20 protein-coding genes are annotated in these 26493 nt (G+C 70.5%); 10 read left to right on the top strand and 10 right to left on the bottom strand.

Going from position 1 to position 26493, the window contains the following annotated elements; translation table 11 throughout:
- Window positions 1–8: 8 nt before the first annotated feature.
- Together EV375_RS25420 and ulaA are read left to right on the top strand one after the other, a co-directional pair.
- Window positions 9–884, top strand: coding sequence for a PTS sugar transporter subunit IIA (locus tag EV375_RS25420; RefSeq protein WP_130302281.1), 876 nt, complete (start codon window positions 9–11; stop codon window positions 882–884).
- A 26-nt stretch (window positions 885–910) separates the two neighbouring features.
- Entirely contained in the window at window positions 911–2512 is a 1602-nt protein-coding gene (gene ulaA / locus EV375_RS25415; protein WP_130302280.1) for a PTS ascorbate transporter subunit IIC, read from the top strand.
- A 188-nt stretch (window positions 2513–2700) separates the two neighbouring features.
- Here the strand turns inward: ulaA and EV375_RS25410 are convergent, their stop codons facing one another.
- Window positions 2701–3252: a hypothetical protein gene (locus EV375_RS25410; protein WP_486588802.1), complete on the bottom strand. Its 552-nt coding sequence runs from the start codon at window positions 3250–3252 to the stop codon at window positions 2701–2703.
- Window positions 3253–3639: 387 nt separating this feature from the next.
- Between EV375_RS25410 and EV375_RS25405 the strand changes: the two genes are divergently transcribed.
- Window positions 3640–4584: an SDR family NAD(P)-dependent oxidoreductase gene (locus EV375_RS25405; protein WP_130302279.1), complete on the top strand. Its 945-nt coding sequence runs from the start codon at window positions 3640–3642 to the stop codon at window positions 4582–4584.
- A 276-nt stretch (window positions 4585–4860) separates the two neighbouring features.
- Window positions 4861–5454, top strand: coding sequence for a hypothetical protein (locus EV375_RS25400; RefSeq protein ID WP_130302278.1), 594 nt, complete (start codon window positions 4861–4863; stop codon window positions 5452–5454).
- 113 nt (window positions 5455–5567) lie between these two features.
- On the opposite strand, the gene EV375_RS25395 is transcribed toward EV375_RS25400, so the two are convergent.
- From EV375_RS25395 to EV375_RS25380, 4 genes are all read right to left on the bottom strand, one after another.
- Window positions 5568–6467, bottom strand: coding sequence for a carbohydrate ABC transporter permease (locus tag EV375_RS25395; RefSeq protein ID WP_207228458.1), 900 nt, complete (start codon window positions 6465–6467; stop codon window positions 5568–5570).
- On the bottom strand, window positions 6454–7644 hold the full coding sequence (locus EV375_RS25390; protein WP_486588801.1) for a carbohydrate ABC transporter permease: 1191 nt from the start codon (window positions 7642–7644) through the stop codon (window positions 6454–6456). Before EV375_RS25390 ends, EV375_RS25395 begins: the two co-directional genes overlap by 14 nt.
- Before the next feature lie 6 nt (window positions 7645–7650).
- The gene (locus tag EV375_RS25385) at window positions 7651–8898 is read right to left on the bottom strand and encodes an extracellular solute-binding protein (protein ID WP_130302277.1); all 1248 of its coding nucleotides are present in this window, start codon (window positions 8896–8898) and stop codon (window positions 7651–7653) included.
- 73 nt (window positions 8899–8971) lie between these two features.
- Window positions 8972–10126 carry a LacI family DNA-binding transcriptional regulator gene (locus EV375_RS25380; RefSeq protein WP_486588800.1) on the bottom strand — a complete coding sequence of 385 codons (1155 nt, stop codon included), beginning with the start codon at window positions 10124–10126 and terminating at the stop codon, window positions 8972–8974.
- Window positions 10127–10254: 128 nt separating this feature from the next.
- On the opposite strand from EV375_RS25380, the gene EV375_RS25370 reads away from it, so the two are divergent.
- Both EV375_RS25370 and EV375_RS25365 read left to right on the top strand, forming a co-directional pair.
- Window positions 10255–12393 (top strand): glycogen debranching N-terminal domain-containing protein, encoded by a 2139-nt coding sequence (locus EV375_RS25370; protein WP_207228457.1) that lies wholly within the window; start codon window positions 10255–10257, stop codon window positions 12391–12393.
- Window positions 12394–12504: 111 nt separating this feature from the next.
- On the top strand, window positions 12505–12729 hold the full coding sequence (locus EV375_RS25365; RefSeq protein WP_130302274.1) for a hypothetical protein: 225 nt from the start codon (window positions 12505–12507) through the stop codon (window positions 12727–12729).
- A gap of 97 nt (window positions 12730–12826) precedes the next feature.
- On the opposite strand, the gene EV375_RS25360 is transcribed toward EV375_RS25365, so the two are convergent.
- Both EV375_RS25360 and aroQ read right to left on the bottom strand, forming a co-directional pair.
- Window positions 12827–13735: a shikimate dehydrogenase gene (locus EV375_RS25360; protein WP_130302273.1), complete on the bottom strand. Its 909-nt coding sequence runs from the start codon at window positions 13733–13735 to the stop codon at window positions 12827–12829.
- The gene (gene aroQ / locus EV375_RS25355) at window positions 13732–14202 is read right to left on the bottom strand and encodes a type II 3-dehydroquinate dehydratase (protein WP_130302272.1); all 471 of its coding nucleotides are present in this window, start codon (window positions 14200–14202) and stop codon (window positions 13732–13734) included. Before aroQ ends, EV375_RS25360 begins: the two co-directional genes overlap by 4 nt.
- A 138-nt stretch (window positions 14203–14340) precedes the next feature.
- Here aroQ and EV375_RS25350 point away from each other — a divergent pair, with 138 nt between their 5' ends.
- Window positions 14341–15003, top strand: a complete 663-nt coding sequence (locus EV375_RS25350; protein ID WP_130302271.1) for a TetR family transcriptional regulator — start codon at window positions 14341–14343, stop codon at window positions 15001–15003.
- A 135-nt stretch (window positions 15004–15138) separates the two neighbouring features.
- A complete protein-coding gene (locus tag EV375_RS25345) occupies window positions 15139–16512 on the top strand; it encodes an MFS transporter (RefSeq protein ID WP_130302270.1) in 1374 nt (457 codons plus the stop codon).
- A gap of 119 nt (window positions 16513–16631) precedes the next feature.
- Here the strand turns inward: EV375_RS25345 and EV375_RS25340 are convergent, their stop codons facing one another.
- Window positions 16632–17330, bottom strand: a complete 699-nt coding sequence (locus EV375_RS25340) for a response regulator (protein ID WP_130302269.1) — start codon at window positions 17328–17330, stop codon at window positions 16632–16634.
- Between the two features lies 1 nt (window position 17331).
- Window positions 17332–21837, bottom strand: a complete 4506-nt coding sequence (locus EV375_RS25335; RefSeq protein ID WP_165434851.1) for a HAMP domain-containing protein — start codon at window positions 21835–21837, stop codon at window positions 17332–17334.
- 86 nt (window positions 21838–21923) lie between these two features.
- Between EV375_RS25335 and EV375_RS25330 the strand changes: the two genes are divergently transcribed.
- A complete protein-coding gene (locus EV375_RS25330; RefSeq protein WP_486588799.1) occupies window positions 21924–23741 on the top strand; it encodes a SpoIIE family protein phosphatase in 1818 nt (605 codons plus the stop codon).
- A 98-nt stretch (window positions 23742–23839) separates the two neighbouring features.
- Here EV375_RS25330 and EV375_RS25325 read toward each other — a convergent pair whose 3' ends face one another.
- The gene (locus EV375_RS25325) at window positions 23840–24679 is read right to left on the bottom strand and encodes a LuxR family transcriptional regulator (RefSeq protein ID WP_130302268.1); all 840 of its coding nucleotides are present in this window, start codon (window positions 24677–24679) and stop codon (window positions 23840–23842) included.
- Window positions 24680–24790: 111 nt separating this feature from the next.
- Here EV375_RS25325 and EV375_RS25320 point away from each other — a divergent pair, with 111 nt between their 5' ends.
- Window positions 24791–26437: an AMP-binding protein gene (locus tag EV375_RS25320; RefSeq protein ID WP_207228455.1), complete on the top strand. Its 1647-nt coding sequence runs from the start codon at window positions 24791–24793 to the stop codon at window positions 26435–26437.
- Window positions 26438–26493 lie beyond the last annotated feature (56 nt).

The raw sequence follows: 26493 nt of genomic DNA, 5'->3' as shown, positions 1-26493 counted from the left end.
ATCCGCTCATGGCGACAGTGAGTGAACTCCTCCCCAGTGACGCCGTGCTGCTGGACGCCGAAGCCGGGGACTGGCGCGCGGCCGTGCGGCTCGCCGGCGAGCTGATGGCACGGACGGGCACCGGCACCGCCGACTACACCGCGGAGATGATCCGGAACGTCGAGGAGAACGGCCCGTACATCGTCATCGCGCCCGGCTTCGCGCTCGCGCACGCCCGCCCGTCACCCGCGGTGCTGAGAACCGGGATGTCATGGGTGCGGCTCGCCGAACCCGTGGAGTTCGGGCACGAGTCCAACGACCCCGTGGAACTGGTCGTCGGACTCGCCGCCGAGGACCAGGGCGCCCACCAGGCGGCGCTGGCCGGGCTGGCGAAGCTCCTGGCCGACCCGGCGGCCGCGCAGGCCCTGAAGGACGCCGCCACACCGGACGCGCTGCTGGCCGTGCTCGCCGGCCGCCGGGAGGACGCCGGCTCCGAGCCCGGCAGCCCCGGGAGCCCCGAGACCGCCGGCTCCGGGACCGACTCCGGGACCGGCACCCGCGTGGACGAGGAGGACGCGGGGGGCTCCGGCACGACGGCACGGCGGAGCGGCGCGGCGGGCATGCACAAGATCCTCACGGTGTGCGGCAACGGGCTCGGCACGAGCCTGTTCCTGAAGAACACCCTGGAGCAGGTACTCCAGCGCTGGGGCTGGAGTACCCACGTGACCGTCGAGGCGACCGACACCGTCTCGGCGAAGGGCAAGGCGTCCGAGGCCGTCGCCGTCTTCACCTCACGCGAGATCGCCTCGGCCCTGGCGGGCATCAGCGTCCCCGTCCGGGTCATCGAAGACTTCACCAGCACCGCCGAGGTCGACGGTGCTCTCCGCGACACCTACGACGTCTGACGACGGGAAGGGAGCAGGCGGCACCCATGGGCCCGCTCATCTCCACCGCTGAGTTCCTCGTGAACGAGATCCTCAGCCGGCCTCCGTTTCTGATCGGCCTGATCACGGCCACAGGTCTCATCGCGCTGAGGAAGCCCGCCGGGCAGGTCGTCGGAGGCGCCATCAAGGCGGCCCTCGGCTTTCTGCTGATCAACGCCGGCGCCGGCCTCGTCGTCGACTCCCTGGCACCGCTGGGGGAGATGATCCAGGGCTCGACCGGCGCGCACGGCGTCATCCCGACCAACGAGGCGATCGTCGGAATCGCGCAGGAGGAGTTCGGAGCCCGCGTCGCCTGGCTGATGATCACCGGGTTCGCGCTGAGCCTGCTGCTGGCGCGCTTCACGCCGCTGCGCTACGTCTTCCTGACCGGCCATCACATCCTGTTCATGGCCACGCTGATCACGATGGTGCTCGCCACGGCCGGACTCACGTCGCTCGTGGTCGTCCTCCTCGGCGGTGTGCTGCTGGCCGTCATGCTCGTCTCCATGCCGGCCTTCGCGCACCCGTGGACGAAGCGCATCACCGGCAACAACAGCATCGCCATGGGGCACTTCGGCACCGCCGGCTACGTCACCGCGGGCGCTGCCGGTCAGCTCTTCGGCCGGCGCAGCCGCAGCACCGAGGAGATGAACCTGCCCGAGGGGCTGCGTTTCCTGCGCGATTCGATGGTCGCCACCGCCCTGTCCATGCTGCTGATCTACGTCGTGATGGCGCTGGTCCACCTTGCGAGGGCGGGTGAGAAGGCCGCGTTCAAGGTGTTCGCGGCCGGCGGGGGAGAGGCGGCGACCGACGCGGGCAACTACGTGATGAGCGCCGTCATGCAGGGTCTGCAGTTCGGCATCTCCGTCGCCGTCATCCTCTTCGGCGTCCGCACGATCCTCGGCGAACTCGTCCCCGCCTTCCAGGGGATCGCCTCGAAGGTCGTTCCCGGTGCGGTGCCCTCGCTGGACGCGCCGATGGTCTTTCCCTACGCGCAGAACGCCGTGCTGATCGGGTTCATCGCCAGCTTCACCGGGGGCCTCGCCTCGCTCGGACTGCTCACCGCCGTCTTCGGGCCCGCCTTCGGCCTCGCGCTCGTACTGCCGGGCCTCGTGCCGCACTTCTTCACCGGCGGCGCGGCCGGCGTCTACGGCAACGCGACGGGCGGACGGCGCGGAGCGGTCATCGGCGCCTTCCTCAACGGGGTGCTGATCAGCTTCCTGCCCGCGCTGCTGCTGAAGGTGCTCGGCGCCTTCGGCGAGGAGAACACGACGTTCGGAGACGCGGACTTCGGGTGGTTCGGAACCCTCATCGGCAACGCCGCCAAGGCGGGCGAGGCCGCCGGCGTCGTGCTGATGCTGCTCATCGGCGCGCTCGTGCTCGGCGGTGCGGTGCTGATGCAAGTGCGCGTCGTCGACCGCGGCTGGGACCCCGGGGCCCGCCGCGACGCCCTGCTGCCGCCGCAGCAGAACAGGGGGGACGAGCCGGCGGCGGCCGGAGCCGCCGGGAAGCTCCCGGCACAGTCCGCGGGCACCGGCGCCGGCCACGCGAAGATCGCACCTCCCCGGGGCGCTCCCGCCCCGCCGCCACCCCCGGCGAAGCGGGAGTGAGACGAGCCGCGGGAGGGCAGGCCGTCACCGAAGGCCCGATCCGGCGGCCCGATCCGGTGGCTCAGTCTGGCGGTTCAGCCCGGTGGTTCAGCCCGGCGTTCAGACCGCGCGGGCCGGTCCGGCGGTGGGACCGAAGACCCGACCGCGACGGGTGACGCGAAATCCACTGGTCAGCGTGGAGCAGCGGTTCAGTACCGCGAGAGAACGTCCGCGGCTGCCCTGAGCCGCAGCTCTTCCAGGGTGCCGGACTGCTCCTGCGCCCGGTCGAGGAGCCGGCTCAGCTGCTCGTCGTCGAGGACGGCTGACTGCGGGCCTCCCATCGCGCGCAGCGCCAGCCACATCAGCCGCTTCCCCTCGACCCCGAGGCGCAGGCTCTCCAGTTCGATGACGCTGCTGAGCGGGGCCCGCCGCACGAGGAAGCCGTTCGTCTTGGTTCTGCCCGCCTTCTCCAGCAGCCAGCCGGCGCCCATCTTGTACCGGCGCACCGGTACGCCCAGGTCCCGCATGATCAGCAGCAGCGTGGAACGGTCCTGCGCGATCTCGTCGGCCAGGCGGACCAGCGTCGCTCCCGCGGCGGACATCGCGTGCTGCTTCGCCACACGGCGCGCGAGTTCGCTCCCGAGGGTGGCCCCGACGAGGTGGTCGTTGAGGTAGATCGCCAGGGGTGCCCTCATCGGCCCGACTGCGGAGGCCGCACCGGTGCGGGCGTTGCCCGGGGCGCTGTGCGTCGTGTGTGCCATCGGGTGGCTCCCGTCGGGTCGGGGGAACGGGCTCCTGCCCGGCCTCTGAGCGGCATGCCCTGCGGGGCACCGCCGGCCGGCCGTGACCGCCCTCGTCCCGGGCAGGAGCAGCGGCTCTTCCAGGTTCGCACCGGGGGGAGCGCTGTCAATCCGCGGCCGTGCCGCTGCGGCGCCGCGCGGGCGTCCTCGGCACCGGTCGGCCGGTGCCGGCCGGTGCCCTGCGGCGACCGGACGGTGCTGATCCGTACAGGTGCGCGTTCGCCCGGCCGGCGGACAGGCCCGTTTGATGATCGGGGTGGGCTCCGGTGAAGTGGTTCCCGAGGAGTTCCGGCGTGCCGAAGAGTGCCGGGCCTCCCGTTCCGGACCGCCGCGCGAGACGGGAAGACCATGACCGACACCGCCCCTGTCAGCACTCCCTTCACCGCCGAATCCACCGCCGACGAGGTCGTCGCGGGCATCGACCTGACCGGACGCCGGGCCATCGTCACCGGCGGTGCCTCCGGCATCGGCGCGGAGACGGCCCGCACGCTGGCCGGTGCCGGGGCGCAGGTGACCCTCGCCGTGCGCGACGTCGAGGCGGGCCGGCGCACGGCCGCGGAGATCGTCGCCGCCACCGGCAACGAACACGTCCGCGTCGCCCCGCTGGACCTGACCGACCGCAAGTCCGTCGCGGGGTTCCTGGCGGCGTGGGAGGGACCGCTGAACATCCTGGTGAACAACGCGGGAGTCATGGCCTCGCCCCTGGTGCGTACGCCGGAGGGCTGGGAGCTGCAGTTCGCCACGAACCACCTCGGCCACTTCGCGCTCACCGTGGGACTTCACCGGGCGCTGGCGGAGGCGGGCGGTTCGCGGGTGGTCTCCGTCACCTCCAGCTCGCATCTGAACTCGCCCGTGTGGTTCGAGGACATCCACTTCCGCAGTCGCGGATACGACCCGTGGGCCGCCTACGCGCAGTCGAAGACGGCCAACGCCCTCTTCGCCGTCGGCGCGTGGGAGCGCTGGGAGAGCGACGGCATCACCGTCAACTCCGCGATGCCGGGCGCCGTCCGCACCCGTCTGCAGCGTCACGTCGGCGAGGGGGAGGTCGAGCGGTTGCGGGCCGGGGCCGGCAGCGACGTTCCGGGCTGGAAGACGGCCGGTCAGGGCGCGGCGACCGGTGTGCTCCTCGCGACGTCCTCACTGCTGGAAGGCGTCGGCGGCCGCTACTTCGAGGACTGCAACGAGGCGCCGGTCAGCGAACCCGGCTCGGCGCGCGGCGTCGCTCCCTTCGCGGTCGATCCGGAGGCGGCCGCGAGGCTGTGGCAGATCTCCGTCGAGACCCTGACGGTCTGAGGTCGGGACCCTGACGGTCCGAAAGAAACGCCGGAAGCAGACGGCCGCGGGCGTCCCCGGAGTCCGTGTCGGCTCCACTGGGTCAACCTGCGGAACCTGCGGTGAATGTGTGTCAGTACAAGACGCACTCCTGCTCCGATGCCCGATTCCACTTGTGCTCATCGGGTGAACGTTCGTATGCGGTGGCGGTGTTCGTGAGGAGGGCGGCACCAGGATGTGCGTGCTTCGGGCCGGTGGCCCGGAGCGAGCACATCTCCCCCCACCAAGAGGAGCACAATGTCTTTGACGTCCCTCAGCCGGAGGGCGCGAATATCGCTCGCCGCTGCGGCCGCCGGCAGCGCCGCCGTTCTGGGCTTCGCGGTCATGCCGTCGTCCGCGACGGCGACGCCCGCCGGGAAGCCCGCCGCGGCCGCCCAGAGCGAGAAGTCCGCCAAGGCCGATGCGGTCACACGTGCTCAGATGCTGGAGCGCGCGGCCACCTGGCTGACCGCCAACGGCGGCGCGCAGGTCCCCTACAGCCAGACCGAGGTCTGGTCGGACGGGTACCGGCAGGACTGCTCCGGCTACGTGTCGATGACGCTGGGGCTGTGGAAGTCCGGTCCCAACACCGTCGAGCTGGCGGGCAACCGGGACCTGACGACGCCGATCAACCTGGGCGACCTCAAGCCCGGTGACCTGCTCATCGACGCCGACGGTTCCAACACCACGCGCCACGTGGTGATCTTCGAGAAGTGGACCGACGACTCGCACACTGCCTACTCGGCGTTCGAGCAGCGGGGCGGCCACGGCACGGACCACCGTGTACTGGACTACGGCCTGGACTCCGGCAGCGAGTACAAGCCCTACCGTCCGAACAACCTGACGGACTGAGGCGCAACCCGGGCCGCTCACCGGCCTGTTGACCGCAGCTGAGCTCAGCTCAGCTCAGCTCAGCGCTCCCGCCCCCGCACACAGGGACGGGAGCGCCGTGCGTCGCTCCGCGGTCACTCCTTCACGGAACCGGCGTTCGCCCCGCGGATGAAGTGGCGCTGGAAGCAGAAGAAGAGCACCGCCACCGGAATCGTGGACAGCAGTGCCGCGCCCAGCTTCAGCGGATACTGCGTGCCGGCGCCCAGACTGCCGGAGACGAACCGCGCGAGCCCGGTGGTGAGGGTCTCGTATTCGCTGGACTGCGTCGACACCAGGAAGTGCGTGAACTCGTTCCACGACCCCTGGAACGCGAGCAGGGTCACGGTGATCAGCGCGGGCTTCGACATCGGCAGCACCACGTACCAGAAGATCCGCCCGATGCCCGCGCCGTCGATCCGGGCGGCCTCCTCGACCTCCTTCGGTATGGACTCGAAGAACTGCTTCATGATGAAGATGCCCGCCGCGTCGAACAGCAGCGGCACGATCATCCCGGTGTAGGTGTCGAAGATTCCGAAGGTGTTGAGGACCAGGAACTTCGGGATGAGCAGCACGACTGGCGGCACCGCCATCACCGCGATGACGAAGCCGACGAGCAGCGCCCGGCCGCGGAAGCGCAGCCGTGCCAGTGCGTAGCCGGCCGCCGAGTCGATGAGGACGCGGCCCAGCGTGACGACCACGGTGACCAGGGTGCTGTTGCCCAGCCATCGGGGGAACGGCACACCCTTCCCCGAGTCGTCCGAGCCCGTCAGCTGCTCGAAGACGCTGATCGTCGGGGCGTGCGGAAGCAGCGACAGCGGGCGGGAGGCGGCCTCCGGGTCCGTCTTGAAGCTCGTTGCGAGCTGCACCAGGAACGGCAGCGCGTACAGCAGGGCGAAGGCGAGCAGCAGGGTGTAGCCCGCCAGCCGCGCGGGGCGGGGGAAGCGGGCCAGTACCGGTCGTTCGTCGGTGGAGAGCGACTTGTCAGTGGTGCGCACCCGGCGCCTCCTTCCCCTCGCCGGCGACCGGCTGCTTCACGGCAGACGCGGCGATGCGCCGCGCCTCCCGGCCTCCTCCGCGTTCGCGCAGCAGGAAGCGCTGAACTCCCGTCATCAGCAGCACGATTCCCAGCAGGATGAACGAAATGGCGGCCCCCTGGCCGAACTCGGCGTTGTCGAACCCGTACGAGTACGAGAGGAACGCCGGCGTGAGCGTGGTGTTGGCGGGCTCGCCCTGCCCCAGCACGTACACCTGGTCGAAGACCTGCCAGGTGGCGATCAGACCGAGCGTCGTCACCAGGAACAGCACCGGACGCAGCGCGGGCAGCAGCACATGCCGCAGAACGTGCCGCCGTGCGGCTCCGTCCAGGGCCGCCGCCTCCTCCAGTTCGCGCGGGATGTTCTGCAGCGCCGCGAGGAAGATCAGCATGAACGTGCCCGAAGTCGTCCACACGGCAAGGAGGATGAGGGTGCACATCGCGACCGACGGCCCGGCCAGCCACTCCGAGAAGGGCAGCCCCATCATCCGGTGCTCGGCGAGGAAACCGCCCGGGCTGCTGCCGTCGATGATGCCCAGCTTGTCCATCAGCACCCACAGGACTCCGCGCGAGTCCTGGAACCAGTTCGGTCCCTTGAGGCCGATCCAGCCCAGCATCTGGTTCACCGCTCCGCTGCCCTGGAAGAGGAACAGGAAGACGGTGCACACCGCGATCGAGCTGGTGACGGACGGGAAGTAGAACGTCGTGCGCAGCATGCCGCGGCCGCGCAGCATCCGCTGGTTGACGATGATCGCCAGGGTGAGGGAGAGCGCGGTCTGCAGCGGAACGGTCAGCAGCACGTAGTACGCGTTGTTCCGGAGCGACGTGGCGAGCAGCGAGCGCGCGAGCCCGTCCTCGGCCAGCAGGCTGCGGTAGTTGTCCAACCCCACGAAGTCCGCGTCCGGGGTGAACGGGTTGGACTGCCCGTTCCAGTTCAGCAGGCTGACCCACGCCGCCATCAGGATCGGCAGTGCCATGAAGAGGCCGAGGCCGACGACCATGGGGCTCACGAAGAGCCAGCCCCACAGTCCTTCACGTCCGCGGGTCGTACGGGACCGGGAGCGCCCGGGCAGTCCCGGGAGGCCGGGCCGCCGCCTGGCGGGCGGCGGCGCCGGGCGCTCGGTGACAGTGGTCGGCATGCGGGGTCAGTCGCCCTTCTTGATCGCCTGCTCGCCGTTGCGCTGCAGCGTGGAGAGGATGTCCGCGGGGGAGCCGGTGCGCAGCCCCTGCAGATCGGCGTTGAACTGGTCGAGGACCTTGGTGAATCCGGGGACCGTCACGGGGCTCTGGGAGTGGGAGTTGCCCTCCACCCATCCCTTGGACTCCGGGTGCTCCTCGGCGAAGGTCTTCATGATGCTGCCGCGCGAGGGCATGACGCCGACCGCGTCGGAGGAGGCCAACTGCTCCTTCTTGGAGGTGAGATGACGGATCATGTCGACGGCCGCCTCGTGGTGCGTGCTCTCCTTCGCCACGCCCCAGCAGTTGCTGAAGGCCAGGGTTCCCTTGCCCTCGGGGCCCGCCGGCAGCGGCAGCACCTTGTAGTCGACGTCGGGGAAGTCGGCCTTCATCGCGCCGGCCAGCCAGTTGCCCTCGATGATCATGGCTGCCTTGCCCTTGCCGAGCGCCTCACCGGCCCAGCCTGTGTCCACCTGCTTGGCGAACTTCATCGACCCGGAACGCAGCAGCTTCCGCGCGAAGCCGAGCCCCTCGGCGTTCTCCTTGCTGTCGGCGGTCATCTTCGTCTCGTCGGAGTTGGTGATCCAGCCGCCGGCCTGCTTCATGAACACCCCGAGCCGCTGGTACTCGTTGGTGGTCACCAGGCCAGTGGTCTTGCCGGAAGTCAGCTTGTCGGCCGTCTTCTCCAGTTCGTCCCAGGTGGTGGGGTAGTCCTTCTCCGTCAGCCCGGCGTCCTTCCACTTGTCGGTGTTGATCACGAGACCGAGAGTGGAGGAGTCCTTGGGCAGGCAGACGAGCTTGCCGTTGTAGGTGAAGGCCTTGCGCAGCTCGGGGGTGAAGTCCTCCGCGTCGGGGATCTTGTCTCCGTACGGGTACAGCGAGCCGCCCCTGGCGTAGTTCGCGAACTGGTCGGAGTTGACGTAGAAGGCGTCCGGCGGCCGGTTCCCCGCGAAGGCCTGTGCCAGCTGCTGGTCCATGTCCTTCGCGAGTTGGACGGTGACCTTGTGGCCGGTCTTCTTCGCCCAGGCCGACGTCGCCGACTTCACGGCCTTGGTCTCGGCGTCACCGGAGGTGGCGATCAGCACGCGCAGCGACTGGCTCTTGCCGCTGTCCTGCTCGGGTCCGTCCTTGCTCTTGTCGAAGCCGGACGAACACGCGGTCGTGGTGGTGGCCAGCACCGCACAGGCGGTGAGTGCCACGGTGGAGCGACGGAACATGTGGGCCTCCTGGAGGAGTTGATGCGGAGATTCGAGGTGACGGTGCGGTGGGGTGCAGCCTCCGGCTGCGGATTCAGCCGGAGGCGGCACCGAGGCTTGCTCGTACGACGAGAGCGGGCGGCAGCAGCACACGCTCGGGAGGTTTCGACGGGTCGGACATGCGGGCCAGCAGCAGACGCATCGCCTCCCTTCCCACGTCGCCGAGCGGCTGCGCCACGCTGGCCAGCGGCGGGGAGAGGAGAGGGGCGACGGCGGAGTCGTCGAAGCCGACCACGGACACGTCGCGGCCGGGCACGCCCCCCGAGTTGGAGACGGCCCGGTAGCAGCCCAGCGCCAGTGTGTCGCTGGCGGCGACCACCGCCGTCACACCGGCGTCGAGCAGCGGCTGGACGGCGCGGGCGGCGGAGCCGACGTCGTCCACGCTGTCCACGCGGTGCCCGGTCGGCAGGCCGTGAGCGAGCAGCGTGCGGCGCCAGCCCTCCGCGCGGTCGTCGCCGGAACCGGAACCGGGCGGCCAGCCGAGGAACCCGATGCACCGGTGCCCGTCGGCGACAAGCCGTTCGACGGCCGCCCCGGTACCGGCGGCGCCGTCGACGTCGACCCAGTCGCCCACCTCCTGCTCGGACCACATCCGGCCGAAGGCGACGAAAGGGATGCCGCGTTCCTCCAGCCAGACCTGCCGGGGGTCGCCGTGTGCGGTGTTGCTCAGCACGAAGGCGTCAACGCCGTGCTCGCCCAGGAGCTCTTCGTAGGCGGCCAGTTCGCGCTGCCCGGACTCCGCGGCGAACAGGAGCAGCCGGTACCCGGCAGCGTCCGCCGTCTCGGACAGCGCGTGCAGGAACCGGTCGAGGACCATGTTGCCGGGGCCCGCCGGTGCGATCCCGAAGCCGATGAGCCTGCTCGCTCGCGTGCGCAGTGAACGGGCCGCGCGGTGCGGGCGGTAGCCCATCTCGTCCACGGCGCGCCGCACCCGCTCCAGGGTCTCGGGCCGCAGGAGGTCCGGGGTGTTGAGCGCGTTGGAGACCGTCTGCGTGGAGACCCCGGCCCGCCGCGCGACCATCGCCATCGTGACCGAGCCCGAACCCGAACCGGAGCCCGAACCGGAACCGGAGTCCCGGCCCGTGCCGGAACCGGAGCCCGAACCGGAGTCCCGGCCCGTGCCGGAGCCCGAACCGGCACCCGAACCCTGGCCCGGCACGGGCGGCGTTGGAGCGGATCGTGACGGCATGAAGCGGTCTCCCGGGGGCGAAGGCTGGCAGGCATGGACGATCTACCGGGCGTAGAGGGCAATTTGGGCTCTTGACCTCTTTGCTATGGTCGGTTTTATCGATCCAATGGCTGAGAGGTTGCGCCCACGTGGAGACAACTGTCAAGACTCAGGACGGCACAGGTGCGCCGAGCACCTCCGCCCCGCCGGCGGAACTCCAGCCGTTCCTGCACGACGCGTGCATCACCCTCCGTGCGCCGAGCATGGCGGTCTCCCGCCCTGACGGCCAGATCAGCGAGGGCTGCGACGGCTTCTACCACGGGGACCGCCGCGGCCTGTCGCTGCTGACCGTTCGCGCCGAGGACGTGCCGAACGCGCCCATCAGCGGCGGACCCGACAGCGCGGAACGCGCCTCGTTCCGTACGGTGCTGCGCGGCCTGGCCGAGCACAGCCCCGACCCCGCGGTCACCTTGGAGCGCCGACGCGCCGTGGAACCGGGCGAGTTGAACGAGACGATCACTCTCCACAACGCCGGCCTGACCGCCGTGCAGGTGCTGTTGACGCTGCGCGCCGGGAGCGACCTCGCCTCGATGGAGACCATCAAGTCCGGGCACAGCGTGGCCGAAATCACCCCCGTACGGGAGGAGGACGGACTCAGCTGGAGCGACGGCGAACTGACCTCGCGCCTGTCGTGCACACCCGCACCCGATGCCGTCGAACAGGCGCCCGCCGGGACGGCCGAGCTGCGCTACAGCATCGAACTCGGCGCACGCGAGAGCTGGCAGGCGACCGTGCGCTGCGTCATCGAGGACGAGAAGGGCGCGGCGTTCCTCCCCGTGACCGCACGTGCACGCGCCGACTTCGCCTCCGGTGCCGCTCTGACCACGGCAGACCGCGGGCTCGACCACTGGTTCGCCCGGTCGTGCTCGGACCTGCGGTCGCTGCTGCTCGCCGACCCGCTGGAGGAGAACGACACCTTCCTCGCCGCCGGTGCCCCGTGGTTCCTCACCCTCTTCGGGCGGGACTCGATCTGGGCGGCCCGCATGCTGCTCCCGCTGGGCACCGGGCTCGCCGCCGGTACGCTGCGGACCCTAGCGCGCCGTCAGGGAGCCGTGAGCGACCCGGCGACCGAGGAGCAGCCCGGCAAGATCCTCCACGAAATACGCCGCGACGGGCTGGACTTCGGCGACGGCCTGTCCGTACCGCCCTGCTACTACGGGACGGTCGACGCCACCCCGCTGTGGGTGACACTGCTGCACGACGCCTGGCGCTGGGGAATGCCCGCCGAAGAGGTCGAACGCCTCCTGCCGCACGCCGAGTCGGCGCTGGTGTGGATGGACGAGCACGGTGACGCCGACGGGGACGGCTTCCTCGAGTACGTCGACAGCACCGGGCGCGGACTGTCCAACCAGGGCTGGAAGGACTCCGGTGACTCCGTGCGTCACCGCGACGGCCGCCTCGCCGAACCGCCCGTCGCCCTCTGCGAGGTGCAGGCGTACGCACACGAAGCCGCCCTGGCCGCCGCCGAGTTGCTGCGTGCCTTCGGCCGTCCGGACGCCGACCGCTGGGAGGAGTGGGCGCAGCGGATGCGCGGCCGCTTCCGCGAGCGGTTCTGGGTCGAGGACGCCGACGGCCCCTACCCCGCCATCGCGCTCGGCAGCGACAAGCAGCCGCTGGACGCGCTGACTTCCAACATCGGCCACCTGCTGGGGACCGGCCTGCTGGACGAGGAGGAAAGCCGTCTCGTCGCCGCGCGTCTGGCCGGTCCGCACCTCGACTCGGGCTTCGGGCTGCGCACGCTCGCCGCCGACTCCGGCGGCTTCAGCCCTCTCGGCTACCACATCGGCACCGTGTGGCCGCACGACACGGCGATCGCCGTCCAGGGCCTGGCACGCGACGGTCACTACGCGGTCGCCGAGTCGCTGGCGGCGGGGCTGGTGAGCGCGTCGGTCTCCTTCGACGGGCGGCTGCCGGAGCTCTTCGCCGGTCACGGCAAGGGCACCGACACCCGGCCCGCTCCCTATCCGGCGTCCTGCCGGCCGCAGGCCTGGGCCGCGACTTCGGCGGTTGCGGTGCTCCAGGCGGTGCTGGGACTTCAGGCCGACGTGCCGTCCGGCCGGCTCACGGTCCGTCCGCGCATGGCGGGCGGTTACGTGCCGCTGCGGGCGCGCGGACTGCGGCTGGGGGAGCGGGAGTTCGAGGTCGCGGTCGACGCGGACGGCACGCCGCGGGTGTCCGGCTTCGCGGACGGTGCGGTGACGGTGGAGGCCTCGGCGCCCGTGCCGTAGGACCGCCGCCCCTCGGGGGACCGGAGGCCAGTAGCGGAAGGCCCCGGTCCTCTGGCGGACGGTCGCCGTGTGCCGGACAATCGAGGCTCATCCGGACAACGGGGGTGTCTGATGGCTTTCTTTCTGGTTGTCGACGCGGTGCTGCTGCTGATCATCGCCACACTGGTGTGGGTCCTCGTCCGCAGGAACCGGCGTCGCGACGTCACGAGTGCCGACGGTCTGCGCATCGAGGCTGCCGCCGCCACCGAGGCGCGGGAGGCCCGGCGCCGGGCCCGTGGCGCCCGCGACATGCGCACCGGCTCCACCGCGCCGTACATGGGCGAGCGGCGATACTGAACGGCCCCCGCCCGCCCGGCACTTCGGTGCTCGGGACGGGCAGAGGCCCGTGGCGGTGCGGCCCCGGTCCCCGCGTTTCGGGGCCCGGGGCGGTGCCTCACAGGTGCACGCCGGGCGCCTCCGTCAGCTCCTCGAAGTCCGCGAGCATGCGCCCGCGTCCGGGTTCCAGACCGGTGAACAGGCGCAGCGCGTCGGCCGCCTGGAAGACCGCCATGCCGCCGCCGTCCAGGACACGGCAGCCCAGGGCGCGTGCCGCGCCGAGCAGTTCGGTCCGCAGCGGCCGGTAGACGACCTCGGCGACCCACAGTCCGGGGTGCAGCGCATCGGCCGGAACGGGCAGTCCGGGGTGGGCCGCCATCCCGGTGGGAGTGGCGTGCACCAGACCGTCGGCATGCGCCAACCGCGCGCTCACGTCCTGGAGTTCGGCCACGGTTGCCCGTCCGTCGCCGAAGTGCCGGGCCAGCGAACCAGCCAGGGCGGAGGCCCGGCCCGGCTCGGCATCGACGACGGTGAGGCGTTCCGTGCCCAGCCCGAGCATGGCGTGGGCGACGGCGGCACCCGCCCCTCCGGCCCCGAGCAGGACCACGTCGTCGACGGTGGCGTCCGGCAGCCCGCGTGCGAAGGAGGAGGCGAAGCCGGTGACGTCCGTGTTGTGACCCACGGACCGGCAACCGTCGAAGACGACCGTGTTGACCGCGCCGAGCGCCTCCGCCTGCGGAGCCAGCGCGTCGAGATGCGGAATGACGGCCTGCTTGCAGGGGTGCGTGATGTTCAGCCCGTCGAAGCCGAGTTCGCGGGCCGCGCGCACGAGCTCGCCCGTCCGCTCCGCGGAGGCTGCCCCTGGGCCTGGCGGCCCGGGAGATGCCCCTGTGCCGTCGAGGTCGATGAGCCGGTACACGTAGCGCAGGCCCAGCCGCTCCGCTTCCCGCTCGTGCAGCGCGGGGCTGAGGGAGGGGCCGATGCCGGAGCCGATGAGGCCGACGAGGTACGTACGGCCGCCGCTCACCGCTTCTCCCGCACCAGCGTGGCCGCGTGGGCCAGCGCCAGGGCGTACCCGTGGGCGCCGGCGCCGCAGATCACGGTGTCGGCGACGGCGGAGACGTAGCTGTGGTGGCGGAACGCCTCCCGCTTGTGGATGTTGGAGAGATGCACCTCGACGACGGGCAATTCCGCCGCTGCGAGCGCGTCGCGCAGCGCCACGGAGGTGTGGCTGTACCCCGCCGGGTTGATCACGATCGCGCGGTGCGCGGTCCGGGCCTCGTGGATCGCGTCGATGAGCACGCCCTCGTGGTTGCTCTGCCGGCAGTCCGCCCGCAGCCCGTGCGCCGCGGCGGTCTCGCGGCACAGCTCCTCGATGCCGGCCAGCGTCTCCCTGCCGTAGATGCCGGGCTCGCGCAGGCCGAGCAGATTGAGATTCGGGCCGTTCAGGACGAGCACGGGGATCTCGTCCGGGAGATCGGCGGAGTGGGGCATCGGTCGCTTCCCATCAATGTACGAACTGGTTCGTTAGTGATATCAAGCCGGTGCCCCTGCTGTGAAGCCCGGCAGGACGGTGCGCGCCTCGCTCGCCCTACAATCGCTGGACTGCAGTGACCCCCGCCGAGGAGCCGGATGACCACCGCGGAAGACCCGGCGCAGTCCGCCGGACGTGTACGTGACGCCGCCCGCACCCGGGCGGAGATCATGGACGCCGCCACCCAGGAGTTCGCCCGTGCCGGCTACGGGGGAGCCCGGGTCGACGAGATCGCCGCCCGCACGCGCACCACGAAGCGGATGATCTACTACTACTTCGGCGGCAAGGAGCAGCTGTTCACCGCCGTGCTGGAGCGGGCTTACTCGGTCATCCGCGAAGCCGAACAGCAGCTGGACGTCGAGCATCTGGACCCCGTGGCGGCCATTCGCCGCCTCGCCGCCGTCACGTTCGACCACCACGAGGCGCACCCGGACTTCATCCAGCTCGTCAGCATCGAGAACGTCTACGAGGCCGAGCACATCGCCGGCTCCGAGGAGCTGCGCCGCCTCAGCTCGCCCGCGATCGACGTCATCCGGCGCATCCTGGACGCCGGGCGGGCCCAGGGGGTCTTCACCGCCGACGTGGACGCGGTGGATCTGCACGCGATGATCAGCTCGTTCTGCTTCTTCCGCGTCGCCAACCGCCACACCTTCCGGGCTCTCTTCGAGCGCGACCTGCTGGACGAGAAGCGCCGCGAGCACTACCGGACGATGCTCGCGGACATGGTGATCGCGTATCTGACGACGGGTGAGAAGGGCTGAGCGGAGCCCCGGCGCGGAATCCCCGGCCCTGACCTCTTGACATGGGAGGAGTACGGCCCCAGCATCCGTAGCCACCCGCTATTAACTATCTGGTGGGTTAATTAGAGCCGCGAGGGACGCCCGAAGGAGCACGCTGTGACCGCCGAGAACGAGTCCGGCTCTGCCGCCGCAACGGCACAGCCGCGTAAGGCCGCTGTCGCCGCAGCGGTCGGGAGCGCACTGGAGTACTACGACTTCTTCATCTATGGCAGCGCGGCCGCGCTGATCTTTCCGAAGATCTTCTTCGACGACTCGGACCCGGCGGACGCCACCCTGCTCTCCCTGGCCACCTTCGGTGTCGCCTACGCCGTCCGCCCGCTCGGCGCCCTGCTGCTCGGCCACGTCGGCGACCGCTTCGGGCGGAAGAAGATCATGCTGTTCACGCTGTTCCTGATGGGAGCGGCGACCTTCCTCATCGGCTGCCTGCCCACCCGCGCCCAGATCGGAGGGGCGGCGCCCGCCCTGCTGGTGCTGCTGCGCGTCATGCAGGGCATATCGGCCGCCGGGGAGCAGGCCGGCGCCAACTCGATGACCCTGGAACACGCGCCGCCGCACAGGCGCGGCTGGTTCACCAGCTTCACCCTCAACGGCACCCAGGCGGGACAGCTCCTCGCGACGCTCGTGTTCATCCCCGTCGCGGCCCTCCCGGAGGAGCAGATGCTCACCTGGGGATGGCGCATACCGTTCCTCCTGAGCGCCGCGGTCGCCCTGGTCGGCTGGTTCATCCGGCGGACCCTGCACGAGACGCCCGTCTTCACACGCCAGGCAGAGGCCGGACAGGTCGCGAAGATGCCCCTGGCCGTCCTCCTGCGCGGGCACTGGCGAGCACTGCTGCGGGTCATCTGCGGTGCGCTGATCGCCTCCGTCAGCACGATCTTCACCGTCTGGGCGCTGTCGTACGCGACGAGCGACGCGGTCGGCATGGACAGCTCCGGAATGCTCTGGGTCGGCGCACTCGCCAACGCGGCCGCGCTGGCGGCGATCCCGCTCTGGGCGCGCCTGTCGGACAGGGTGGGCCGCAGGCCGGTCTTCCTCGCGGGAGCGCTGGGCAGCGCCGTCACGATGTTCCTGTACCTGTGGGCGATCTCCACCGGCAGCTACCCCCTCACGCTGCTGAGCGGAGTCCTCGCCTTCGGCGTCGTCTACAGCGCCGCCAACGGCATCTGGCCCTCCTTCTACGGGGAGATGTTCCCGACGTCGGTGCGGCTGTCGGGCATGGCCGTCGGCACCCAGATCGGCTTCGCCGTCTCAGGCTTCGCGGTGACGTTCGCCGCCGGCATCGCCGGGCCGGAGGGAGACGGCTGGGCACGCGTCGCGCTGTTCACCGCAGCGCTCTGCGTGCCGCCCGCGCTCGCCGCGCTGACCGCACGGGAGACCGCCCATCTCCCCACCGAGGACCTCGGACTGCCCGCGGGAGGGAGCACCGAGGCGCCGGCCGAGGTGCCCCGTCGCGCGGCCGAACGGGCCTGACGGGCCTCACGGAGAGAGCAGGAAGCAAGGCGCAGCACAGGAAGAACACAGAGCGGGGAAAGCCGCAGAGCAAGTGGAACAGGAGCAGTCGTGCGGGGTGCCTCCCGCGCGGCTGCTCCTCAGACGGCGTTCCCGCTCGCCGACCCCAGCCGGCGTACGGACTTCTCCAGCTCCGCGATGCGGCCGGCGAACTCGGCCGACGCGGCGTTCTCGCCGTCCCTGAGCATCATCTCGATCTGCACGAGCATCTCCGTGATGTGTGCGAGCTGCTCGGCTGCGCTTCTGCCGGTTCCCATGTCCTCCGGCCGGGTGCCCTCCAGCGGTCCGTCTGCGGCCGCGGTGCCCTGGCCGCCGGCGCGGGGCGAGTGCTCGGCGACCAGGAGACGTCGCAATTGTTCGGCCTGGACGGCGAGTTGACGGTTCTTGCGGTCCAGGTCGAGAAAGACGTTGACCTTCGTGCGCAGTACCCACGGATCGATGGGCTTGGAGAGGAAGTCGGCGGCGCCCAGCGAGTATCCGCGGTAGGCGTAGTCCGCGTCCACGTCGGTGCCGGTCAGGAGGATGATCGGCACGTCCTTCGTCTGGTCCAGACGCTTGATGTTGCCCGCGGTCTCGAACCCGTCCATCCCCGGCATGAGCACGTCGAGCAGCACCACGGCGAAGTCCTGGCGGAGCATCGCCTTGAGCGCGTCCTCACCGGAGCGCGCCGTCACCAACTGCTGGTCCAGCGGGCCGAGTACGGCCTCCAGCGCGACCAGGTTCTCCTCCATGTCGTCCACGATCAGGATGCTGGACCGGTCGGGCACCGCGGCGCTCATGTCATCCGTCCCGCGGTTCGGTGCCGGTGCCGTCCCCGCGAGAACCGATGTGGTGCTCCCGGGCGCCGGTGCCGTCCGGCGAGGCTGTGCCGTGCGGCTCCGCGCCTTGCTCCGTGGATTCCTCGGGGGATTCGTGTGCCGGTCCGGACCCGTTCGGATCCGCCGCCGTCCTCGGTGCCGCCCGGGGCGGCGCGGCCGGGGCCGTGGCGCCTCCGCTCGGCGGCTGCGCCCCGTGGCTCTGCTTGAGCAGGTCGTAGATGGACTGCAGCAGTTCGTCGAGGTCCACGGGCTTGGCGACGTAGAGGTCGGCGCCCGCGTCGAGCGCCTTCTTGCTGTCGCCGGACATGGCCTTCGCGGTGAGCGCGATGACGGGCAGGCCCGCCAGGCGCGGTGTGCGCCGGATCTTCTGGATCGCCTCGTAGCCGTTCATCTCCGGCATCATGATGTCCATCAGGACGACCGACACCTCGGGCGAACGGTCCAGCACGTCCAGGCCTTCGCGGCCGTTCTCGGCGTACTTCACGGAGATGCCCACGCGTCCCAGCACATGGGTGAGGGCGAAGACGTTCCGGATGTCGTCGTCGACGATGAGCACGTTGGTCCCCGCCAGCACCTGGCCGCGCTCCCCGCCCAGCCACTGCTTGAGCTGCGTCGTCTCCGGCCAGGTCTCCTCGTGGCCCTCCGCCGCCCGCGGTTCGGTGGCCGAGGGACGCTCGGGCCCCACGGTCTCCACCCGCGGTGACGCCTCGGAGGCCGGTGCGGACGGCTCGGGCCATGCCGTGGGAGTCGGCGGTGCCGGTGCCTCGCCCGCGTCCCGGGGCTTCGCCGGCTCGGCCCTCTCCGGCCGTTCCGGTTCCACGGGACGGGTGGGCGGCGCCGTCTCCGGCTCCGCGGGCGTCGCGCCACCGGCCGGGCCGAGCGGCTCCGGCTCGGGCAGTGCGGCCGGCGGCGGAGCCGATGCGACCGCTGTGCCGCCCTCGATGTCGCGGCTGCTGAGACTCGCGGGCGCCGTCACGCGTTCCGGCGGGCCCATGGGCCCGCTGCCCGGGTAGACCGACGGGATCAAGAGGGTGAAGCGCGAGCCCACGCCCTCCTGGCTCTCGACGTCGATCCGACCGCCGAGCAGCCCCGCGATCTCCCGGCTGATCGACAGCCCGAGGCCGGTCCCGCCGTACCGGCGGCTCGTGGTGCCGTCGGACTGCTGGAACGCCTCGAAGATCACGGACAGCTTCTCCGGAGGGATGCCGCTTCCGGTGTCCTTGACGGAGAAGGCGAGCACGGACTCCGCATCGCGGAGCGTCGCCTCGTCGAAGGCCTTGTCCGCGACGCGCTCCACGCGCAGTTCGATGCCGCCGGACGAGGTGAACTTCACGGCGTTGGACAGGAGGTTGCGCAGCACCTGCTGGATGCGCTGCTCGTCGGAGTACAGCTCGCGCGGCACGTTCTCGCCGACCGCGATCTCGAACCCCAGCCCGCGGTCGATCGTCATCGGCCGGAACGTCGCGTGCACGTAGTCCAGCAGCTTCGTCAGCGGCAGCGAACGCGGCCGCACGTCCATCCGTCCGGCCTCGACCTTCGACAGGTCGAGGATGTCGTTGATGAGCTGGAGCAGGTCCGATCCCGAGCGGTAGATCGTGGTGGCGAAGTCCACCTCCTGCTCGGAGAGCCTGCCGTCGGGGTTGTCGGCGAGCAGCCGCGCCAGGATGAGCAGCGAGTTCAGCGGGGTGCGCAGCTCGTGCGACATGTTCGCCAGGAACTCGGACTTGTACTGGGACGACGTCGCGAGCAGCGCCGCCTTGTCCTCGAGTTCGGCGTTGGTGCGCTGCAGTTCGTCCGACCGCTGGCGCAGCTCCTTGGTCAGCCGCTGCGACTCGGAGAGCAGAACCTCCGTACGGGCGTTGGCCAGGATCGTGTTGATCGAGACGCCGATGGTGTGCACGAACTGGTCGATGAAGGTCAGGTAGATCTCGTTGAACTTGCTGAACGAGGCGACCTCGATCACACCGAGTGCCCTGTCCTCGAAGAGGATCGGCAGGATGAGGATGTTCGCCGCGGGCGCCGAGCCCAGGCCCGACTCCACCCTCACGTAGTCCGGCGGGGCGTCCTCGATGAGGATGCGCTTCTTCTCGGCGACCGCCTGGGATATCAAACCGCGCAGCGGGGAGTCGGGCCCGCCCGGGTCCTCCCGGCCGCTGGTGCCGTAGCCGGCGATGTACTCCAGCTCCTCGCCGGGCTTCCCTCCGGAGCCGACCAGGAAGAACGCGCCGGCCTGGGCGTTCACCAGCGGCGTCAGCTCCCGCAGGATCAGGTCGGCGACCTCGACCAGGTCCCGCTGTCCCTGCATCAGGCCGGCGATACGGGTCAGGTTCGACTCCAGCCAGTCCTTGGTGCGGGTGGTCTCGCGCAGGTTGGCGACCATGACGTTGACGTTGTCCTTCAGCTCCGCCACCTCGCCGCGGGCGTCGACCTGGATGGAGCGGGACATGTCGCCCTGGGTGACGGCGCTTGCGACCTCGGCGATCGCACGGACCTGCGTGGTCAGGTTCAGGGCGAGCTCGTTGACGCTCGTCGTCAGTCCCTTCCAGGTGCCGTAGACGCCCTCGACGCGTGCCTGGCCTCCCAGCTGGCCCTCGCTGCCGACCTCGCGGGCGACGCGGGTGACCTCCGAGGAGAAGGAGGAGAGCGTGTCGACCATCGTGTTGAGGGTGGTCTTCAGCTCCAGGAACTCGCCGCGTGCGTCGACGTCGATCTTCTTGGAGAGGTCTCCGTTGGCGACCGCCGTTGCGACCTGGGCGATGTTGCGGACCTGCGACGTCAGGTTCGTGGTCATGAAGTTGACGTTGTCGGTGAGGTCCTTCCACACGCCGGAGACACCGTGGACCTGTGCGCGGCCGCCGAGGTTGCCCTCGGTGCCGACCTCGCGTGCGACGCGTGTGACCTCGTCCGAGAACGCCCGCAGCTGGTGGACCATCGTGTTGACGGTGTCCTTCAGCTCCAGGATCTCGCCGCGTGCGTCGACGTCGATCTTCTTGGAGAGGTCTCCGTTGGCGACCGCGGTGGTCACCTGGGCGATGCTGCGCACCTGCGACGTCAGGTTCAGCGCCATGGAGTTGACGCTGTCGGTGAGGTCCTTCCACACGCCGGAGACGTCCCTGACCTGAGCCTGCCTGCCCAGGTTTCCCTCGGTGCCGACCTCGCGTGCGACGCGTGTGACTTCGTCGGCGAAGTCCGAGAGCTGGTCGACCATCGTGTTGAGGGTGGTCTTCAGCTGGAGGATCTCGCCCTTCGCGTCGACGGTGATCTTCTGACTGAGGTCGCCCTGCGCCACAGCGGTCGCGACCTGGGCGATGCTGCGCACCTGCGAGGTCAGGTTGGAGGCCATGAGGTTGACGTTGTCCGTCAGGTCGCGCCACACACCGGAGACGCCCCGCACCTCGGCCTGTCCGCCGAGGTTTCCTTCGGTGCCGACTTCGCGTGCGACGCGTGTGACCTCGTCGGCGAAGGCGGAGAGCTGGTCGACCGTGGTGTTCACGGTGCTCATCAGCTGGAGGATCTCGCCCTTCGCGTCGACGGTGATCTTCTTGCTGAGGTCACCTTGCGCGACGGCCGTGGAGACCTGGGCGATGTTGCGCACCTGCGAGGTCAGGTTGGAGGCCATGAGGTTGACGTTGTCCGTGAGATCACGCCACGCCCCGGACAGACCCCGCACCTCGGCCTGTCCGCCGAGGTTTCCTTCGGTGCCGACTTCGCGTGCGACGCGTGTGACCTCGTCGGCGAAGGCGGAGAGCTGGTCGACCATGGTGTTCACGGTGAGCTTCAGCTCCAGCAGCTCACCCGAGGTCTCGACCATGACCTTCTGCGTCAGGTCACCGCGTGCGACCGCCGTCGTCACGCCGGCGATGTCGCGCACCTGCCCGGTGAGCCGCTCCGCCATGTCGTTGATGGCCTCGGTCACGCGGCGCCAGTCGCCCGACAGGTCCCCGACGTCCGCACGGCCGCCGAGGTTTCCTTCGGTGCCGACCTCACGGGCGACTCGGGTGACCTCTCCGGTGAACATGGAGAGCTGGTCCACGAGACGGTTCAGGCCGCTGTCCAGCCGCCCGAGGTCGCCGTGCTTGCCGTTGTGCCGCTCCATGTGTTGCGTCAGGTCCCCGTCGGCGATTGCCTCCAGCACCCTGGTCGCCTTCGTCACAGGGGTCCCCAGAGCTTCGATGAGCTGGTTCGTCTCGTCGACGTTGGTGGCCCATGAGCCCGGACCCGGGCTTGCCGAGATCCGCTCGTCGAGGTGGCCTTCTTTGGCGACGGCCCGGCGTACGCGCCTCAGTTCCGTGGCCAGATGTTCGTTCCGCGTGACGATCTGGTTGAAGACCCCCGCCACCTCGCCCAGAACTCCTTCGCTCTCGGTCGCCGCACGCGCCGAGAAGTCGCCGTCGTTGAGAGACCTCATGGCTCCCAGCAGGCGACGCAGGTCCGCCTCACGTATCGGCTGGCCCTGGGGGTCGTCCATGGCATCCCATCCCAAGCATCCTGGATGTGTAGCTTTATCCTATTGTAGAGGCTTTATTGCAGAGACAGCCGAGTCAGGAGTGGCTTGTGCGACTGCCGTCAGCCGGCCTGAGCGATCCCGAGTCGCGCAGAGCCCTGCCAACAGGCCAGCTCGCACCCTCGACGGCTCGTGCGCTCGTGCGTTCGGAGATCGAGAAGTGGGCACGGGCGAGCGTGACCCCGGGGTCGGTGACCGAGCGCCTGGCCGACGATGCGGAGCTCCTCGTCAGCGAACTCGTGAGCAACGCCCTCATGCACGCCGGAACCCGGATCGAGGTCGCTTGCGGCATCGAGACGGACCCGCCCGGGCCGGACGATCCCACCGAGGCGAGCGGACCGGTGGAGATCGCGGCGGTGCTGGTCGAGGTGGTGGACAGACAGCCCACCGGCCGGGTCACCGGCGAGACCGCGGCAGGACGCGGAGGCCGGGGCCTCGGGCTCCAGATCGTGGGGGCCCTGGCCCAGTCCTGGGGGGTGACCTACCGGCGCACCGAGAAGGTCGTGTGGTTCCGCCTGGCCGTCTCCGAGATGGTCGGCAAGCCGTCCGGGTCGCTCAGCGAGGCGATGCACCGCGAACTGGAGGCCGCGGAGATCTTCTCCTCATCCGGGCAGGCCGACCGCCGTCGCACCGCGGAGTGGGCCGACCGCGGCGGCGCGTTCCTGGCCGAGGCGAGCGAGCTGCTTTCGGGGCAGCTGGACGAGGACATGGTCGCCGCACTGGCCGGGCAGCTCCTCGTGCCGAGGCTGGCCGACTGGTGCGCCGTGTGGCTGACCGACGAGACCGGCGGGATGCGCCTGTCCCGCGTGTGGGACGTCGACGAGCGCAAGGTCGACGCGCTGCGCTACGCCATGGAGGCGGAACCGCCGCCCGCCGGCCTGCGCACCGTGGGCATCCCCTGGCCCTGGCCGGAGAGCGTCGACGAGTCCGGGAGGGGCGGTTCGGCGCTGGCGTTCTCCCTCGTCGCGGGCGGCGCCTGTCTGGGCTCGCTGGTGATCGGCAGGTCAGGGCCGACGGAGATGACGGACTCCGTGGCGCGGACGGTCGAGGATGTCGCGCGCCGCGTGGCACAGGCCGTGGTCACCGCCCGCCAGTACGCGCGCCAGACCAGCATCAGCCGGGCGCTCCAGCGCAGACAGCTGCCCCCGTCGCTGGCCAGCCTGCCCGGCGTGGAGACGGCGATCGTCTACGAGCCGCACGCCCTGGGCCAGACCGTCGGCGGCGACTTCTACGACCTCTTTCCCATGGGAGACAACCGGTGGTCCTTCCTGCTCGGCGATGTGCAGGGCAAGGACCCGGAGGCGATGTCCGTGACCGGGCTGACCAGGCATCTCGTCCGGCTGCTCGCGCGGGAGGGCCACGGAGTGGAGTCCGTGCTCGGCAGACTCAACGCCGCCATGGCCGAGGAGGGAGCCGAGGCCGTGGCCGTGGGAGGCGAGAGCGCGCAGCCGCGCTTCCTCAGCCTCGTCTACGGGGAGCTGGAGCCGGACATGGAGAGGGGCGGGGCGCACTGCTCCGTCGCCAGCGCCGGACATCCGGCGCCGCTGAAGCTGTCCGAGGACGGCGTGACGCCCGTGGTGGAGTCGCAGATTCTGCTGGGCATCGACGAGGGCACCGAGTTCTCGGCCTACGGCTTCGATCTGAGGCCGGGGGAGACACTGCTGTGCGTCACCGACGGCGTCACCGAACGGCGCAGCGGGCAGCGGCAGTTGGACGACGGCGACGGGCTCGCGCAGATCCTGGCCACCTGCGGAGGCATGGGGGCGATGGCGGTGGCGGAGCGGGTGCGCCAGGCCGCGCACGACTTCGGAACGGAGCCGGTCGAGGACGATCTTGCGATCCTCGTGCTGCACGCCGTGCGCGGCTGAACGGCCCGGCGACGGCAGGCCGCGAGTGAGCCGGACGGCGCGCGGACGTCGGGACGGTCACGCACCGGCCACCAGGGCGGCTCCCTCGGGACCCGGCGTCAGGGAATGATGCCCGAGCGGCGCGCGGCCACCACCGTCTCCATCCGCGTATGTGTGCCCAACTTCCGCATGGCGGATCGGAGATAGGCCTTCACGGTCTCCGGCTTCAGCCCGGTCCGTGCGGCCACAGCGGCGTTCGTCCCGCCGCCGGCGACGCAGGAGACCACGTCCACTTCCCGGGGGGTGAGCGAGACCGCCTCCGCCGCGCCCTTTGGTGACCTCTGCGGCCCGCACGCCGTCGCCAGCCGGCCGCAGGCGTCGAGCAGTTCCTGCCGGAGCTCGCCCTCGGGCAACCGGTGGGCGAGAGTGCGCAGTTCGGCGTGTGCCTCCCGCACCTCCTCCCAGGCGCGGGGGTCGTCGACGGGAGCCTGGCGCGCCTGGGTCAGCCGCTGCGCCTCCTCGCGGACGGCGAGGGTCTGCTCCAGCTCCCGTACGGCGTCGGAGGCGGTGTCCAGGGCGCGGTCGCCGAGCGCCAGCGACTCCCGAAGCGCCGCGTACACCACGCCGCGCACTCGGCGGCGTACCACGACGGGCACCGCCAGCACCGAACGCAGCCCTTCCGCGGCCACGGCGGCGTCGTACTCGTGGCTGATCACACGCGAGGAGTGGTAGTCGGTGACGGAGGCGGGCCTGGCAAGCGCGACGGCCTTGCCGCCGAGCCCGTTGCCCGGCGCGATCGCCAGGCCGCGCAGGGCCTGCGTGGTGGTGCCGGTCATCTCGGTGATGCGGAACCCGCGTCCCTCGCCGGTCATGCCCGCGAAGGCCACCGGGATCTCCGTGTTGCGCCGCAGCCTGGACAGCGCCGCCCGTATCGCGCCCGATTCGGCCGGATCCGTCATCGCAGTCCCCTCTCGCGTTCCCCGCACGACGTCACCCCCGTTCGGGGGTGGTGAGGCGCAGATCACTCACACACGATGCTAAGGCGATGGCTCAAGGACGAGGAGGTCCCGGTGACCGCAGATTCCACGGCGCTCTCGTACACGAGCGGGACCGCCACCACGCCGCTGCTCGGTGAGACGATCGGCCGCAACCTCGACCGGAACGCTGCCGCGTACCCCGACCGTGAGGCCCTCGTCGACGTCCGTGAGGGCAGGCGCTGGACGTACGCGCAGTTCGTCGCCGATGTCGACCAGCTCGCGCGAGGGCTGCTGGCGCGCGGCATCGGCAAGGGTGACCGGGTGGGCATCTGGGCCGTCAACTGCCCGGAGTGGCTGCTCGTCCAGTACGCGACGGCGCGCATCGGTGCCGTGATGGTCAACATCAACCCGGCGTACCGTACACATGAACTGGCCTATGTACTGCGTCAGTCGGGGGTGCGCCTGCTTGTCGCGTCCACGGAGTACAAGACGAGCGACTACCGCGCCATGGCACGTGATGTGGCCTGCGAATGCCCGCAGCTGCTGGAGACCGTCCACATCGGCACGCCCTACTGGGAAGTGCTGTTCAACGCCGGCAACGAGATCACCGAAGAACAACTGCGGGCCGCGGAAGCCAAGTTGAGCTGTGACGACCCGGTGAACATCCAGTACACCTCGGGGACGACGGGCTTCCCGAAGGGTGCGACCCTCTCGCACCACAACATCCTCAACAACGGTTACTTCGTCGGCGAGTTGCTGGGCTACACCGAGCAGGACCGGGTGTGCCTGCCGGTGCCCTTCTACCACTGCTTCGGCATGGTGATGGGCAACCTCGCCGCCACCAGCCACGGTGCCTGCGTCGTCATCCCCGCGCCCAGCTTCGAGCCGGCCGCCACGCTGCAGGCGGTGCAGGACGAGCGGTGCACCTCCCTGTACGGGGTGCCCACCATGTTCATCGCCGAGCTCGGACTGCCCGACTTCGCGGACTACGACCTCGGCTCGCTCCGTACCGGCATCATGGCCGGCTCGCCGTGCCCCGTCGAGGTCATGAAGCGGGTCGTCGCCGAGATGCACATGGAGGAGGTGGCGATCTGCTACGGCATGACCGAGACGTCACCGGTCTCCACCCAGACCCGCACCGACGACGACGTGGAGCGGCGCACGGAGACCGTCGGCAGGGTCCTCCCGCACCTGGAGGTGAAGGTCATCGACCCGGACAGCGGCGTGACGCTTCCGCGGGGTGAGCCGGGGGAGCTGTGCACCCGCGGCTACTCGGTGATGCTCGGGTACTGGGAGGACCAGGAGCAGACCGATCAGGTCATCGACCCGAGCCGCTGGATGCACACCGGCGACCTCGCGGTGATGCGCGAGGACGGGTACGTGGCCATCACGGGACGCATCAAGGACATGATCATCCGGGGAGGGGAGAACGTCTATCCCCGCGAGATCGAGGAGTTCCTCTACACCCACCCCAAGGTCTCCGACGTGCAGGTGGTCGGCGTGCCCGACGAACGGTTCGGAGAGGAGATCCTGGCCTGCGTGATCCCGAACGAGGCCGGCGACCCGCCCACGCGGGAAGAGATCGCCGCGTTCTGCGAGGGCCGGCTGGCGCACTACAAGATCCCGCGCTACCTGCGCGTCATGACGGAGTTCCCCATGACGGTCAGCGGCAAGGTGCGCAAGGTCGAACTGCGCCGGGAGGCCATGGAAGGCGCGGAAGCGGTGCCCGGAACGCCGTAGGCCCGGGCACCGGCGTCACAGGGGGCTCCGCCCCGCGCCGGGCCGTGGTGCGGGGG

The sequence above is a fragment of the Streptomyces sp. CNZ301 genome (assembly GCF_004217425.1).
This window is presented reverse-complemented; position numbering and strand designations above follow the sequence as displayed.

Excerpts from the sequence above, each read along its gene's own strand:
- EV375_RS25420 (WP_130302281.1), top strand. The coding sequence starts at position 9 with ATGGCGACAGTGAGTGAACTCCTCCCCAGTGACGCCGTGCTGCTGGAC.
- ulaA (WP_130302280.1), top strand. The coding sequence starts at position 911 with ATGGGCCCGCTCATCTCCACCGCTGAGTTCCTCGTGAACGAGATCCTC.
- EV375_RS25410 (WP_486588802.1), bottom strand. The coding sequence starts at position 3,252 with ATGGCACACACGACGCACAGCGCCCCGGGCAACGCCCGCACCGGTGCG.
- EV375_RS25405 (WP_130302279.1), top strand. The coding sequence starts at position 3,640 with ATGACCGACACCGCCCCTGTCAGCACTCCCTTCACCGCCGAATCCACC.
- EV375_RS25400 (WP_130302278.1), top strand. The coding sequence starts at position 4,861 with ATGTCTTTGACGTCCCTCAGCCGGAGGGCGCGAATATCGCTCGCCGCT.
- EV375_RS25390 (WP_486588801.1), bottom strand. The coding sequence starts at position 7,644 with ATGCCGACCACTGTCACCGAGCGCCCGGCGCCGCCGCCCGCCAGGCGG.
- EV375_RS25385 (WP_130302277.1), bottom strand. The coding sequence starts at position 8,898 with ATGTTCCGTCGCTCCACCGTGGCACTCACCGCCTGTGCGGTGCTGGCC.
- EV375_RS25380 (WP_486588800.1), bottom strand. The coding sequence starts at position 10,126 with ATGCCGTCACGATCCGCTCCAACGCCGCCCGTGCCGGGCCAGGGTTCG.
- EV375_RS25365 (WP_130302274.1), top strand. The coding sequence starts at position 12,505 with ATGGCTTTCTTTCTGGTTGTCGACGCGGTGCTGCTGCTGATCATCGCC.
- aroQ (WP_130302272.1), bottom strand. The coding sequence starts at position 14,202 with ATGCCCCACTCCGCCGATCTCCCGGACGAGATCCCCGTGCTCGTCCTG.
- EV375_RS25350 (WP_130302271.1), top strand. The coding sequence starts at position 14,341 with ATGACCACCGCGGAAGACCCGGCGCAGTCCGCCGGACGTGTACGTGAC.
- EV375_RS25340 (WP_130302269.1), bottom strand. The coding sequence starts at position 17,330 with ATGAGCGCCGCGGTGCCCGACCGGTCCAGCATCCTGATCGTGGACGAC.
- EV375_RS25335 (WP_165434851.1), bottom strand. The coding sequence starts at position 21,837 with ATGGACGACCCCCAGGGCCAGCCGATACGTGAGGCGGACCTGCGTCGC.
- EV375_RS25325 (WP_130302268.1), bottom strand. The coding sequence starts at position 24,679 with ATGACGGATCCGGCCGAATCGGGCGCGATACGGGCGGCGCTGTCCAGG.